Below are 1903 nucleotides of genomic sequence, written 5' to 3'. Positions count from 1 at the left end.
GTGACATCCTCCTCGCCGTAAACGGCGAGGCTTCCCACGCATGGGGAATACCAGTTAGTCGTCGTCACCAGAACCGTCGGTTCTGGTTGGCTCACGAGACTTTGTCTCGTGAACGCTGGCAGAGGGTTTCGACTCTTCGTAGGCCGTGAGCGTCATCTGCGCTGGTACGCTCGTCTCACGGTGAGTCGTGGCGGTGTCACAACCGCTCCCATCCCGGGGCGAGTCATTGCGTTCCGCCTTGTCAAGCGGGACGCTCTCTCCCCACGGGTCAATCCGTCGTGCGATATTTGTGGAAGCGTTGATGTCGGCTTGAAACGTCGAAACGTGGCAGTCGTCGTTTGGACACCGGAACTCGGCTTGGGAGTCCCGCTGACCGATACGGTGGCACAAGTGGCACGTCTGCGACGTGTACGCCGGATTCACGTACTCGACCGGAATGCCTGCTTCCGTCGCCTTGTCCTCGATGCGCCCTTGCAGTCGGGCGAACGCCCACGAGTGAAGCCGACGGTTCATGTACTTCCCGTAGTCGAGACGCTCACGGATGTACGTCAAGTCCTCCATCACCAACACCGGGTTCTCGAACTTTTGGGCGTACTCGACGGCTTGCCGAGACGCTTTCTCCACGATGTCGGTGAGCGCGTTCTGGTAGTGGCTGAATCGGTCATCAATCCGCCACTCGGATGCGTCACGCTCTTGGAGTCGTTTCAGGGTCGTGTGCATCTCTTTGCGGAGATGCTTCGCTCTGCTTCCGCTACACACGAACGGGTCAGCCGGAGAACCATCCTTGAGGGCACAGCCCGTGATGAGGGCGGTTTCTCCGATGTCTAATCCGATGTGCGTGGCGTCACCGTCCGTCGCTGGTTCTTCAACCGGGTACTCGACGGTGACGTGCAGTACCCAGTTCTTCCGGTGTTTCTGAAGCCGTATCTCTCCGGCCTTTGCGTCCTCCGATACGAGGTCGTGCCAGAGGTCTTTCTGTTCGGGGTTGATACGGAGCGGTATCCAGAAGTTCGTTCCACGACCGGGGCGGGGAACCCACCACGTAAACTCGTAGTCGCGTTCTTCGGAGTGGTCGAACTTTGCAGCTTGATTGGTAAGCCGTATCGGGTGGCCGTCGTCCAGCTCCTTCGCGTTGTACGTCTTGCGGAGTTTCGGGACGTAGTTGCAGAGGGCAGCCTTCGCCTGATATGGGAGGTCGTAAGGAGTCACGATGTCGCTCACCGCCGACATGGTGCTCGCCCCGGCGTCGAACGCCTCTTGTAGACCGTCACGGTACGTGTTGAGCAGGTCGTTGAGTTTCGACTGCTTGTGTGCGGTGGGTGGCGCGAACGTCGCCTGCAACGTTTTTGTGACGGTCGGAGACACGCTACTGCTCCTCCACGTACTCCATCAACACGTCGATGCTCACCTGTCCGGTGGTGGCGAGGAAGTATCCTGGTTGCCAGAAAGCCTCATTGAGCGCCTGTCGAACTTCGGGGTTCTCGTCACGGATCTTGCGAGATGTGACGCCCTTGAGTGAGTTGATGAACTTGGTGAGGTCGGTCGTTGGCTTCGCTGTGAACAGAATGTGGACGTGATCGGAACCACCGTTGACGTTCTGGATGTTCACGCCGAAGTCCTCGGAGATGTCGCTAGCAATCTCACCAATTCGTTCTGCGGTTTCGTCGGTGAGGAGGTCTGCGCGGTACTTCGTAACGGTCACGAAGTGATATTGGAGCGTGTAGACCGTGTGCGACCCGGTTTCGAGGTTGTACTTCATTTGGCCGTACTTGTTTCTACACACCCAATTCTAATGAAGGTTCGTAGTCGTGGGGTATTCGGCCTGCAACCGACTGTGGTCCGTGTAGGAGTTGTCGGCTTCACGCCCGCCCTAAAGTGCGGGATTCTCGCCTTGAAAAGATAG

At 58.0% G+C, this 1903-nt stretch carries 2 protein-coding genes; both read right to left on the bottom strand.

The window, feature by feature from the left end; all coding sequences use genetic code 11:
* Positions 1-54: 54 nt before the first annotated feature.
* Positions 55-1365: an RNA-guided endonuclease TnpB family protein gene (locus tag AUR64_RS01830; RefSeq protein ID WP_058580254.1), complete on the bottom strand. Its 1311-nt coding sequence runs from the start codon at positions 1363-1365 to the stop codon at positions 55-57.
* Between the two features lies 1 nt (position 1366).
* On the bottom strand, positions 1367-1759 hold the full coding sequence (gene tnpA / locus AUR64_RS01825) for an IS200/IS605 family transposase (protein WP_058580253.1): 393 nt from the start codon (positions 1757-1759) through the stop codon (positions 1367-1369).
* Positions 1760-1903: the final 144 nt, after the last annotated feature.

It is taken from the genome of Haloprofundus marisrubri, from assembly GCF_001469955.1.
GTDB classification, from domain to species: Archaea; Halobacteriota; Halobacteria; order Halobacteriales; family Haloferacaceae; genus Haloprofundus; species Haloprofundus marisrubri.
This window is presented reverse-complemented; position numbering and strand designations above follow the sequence as displayed.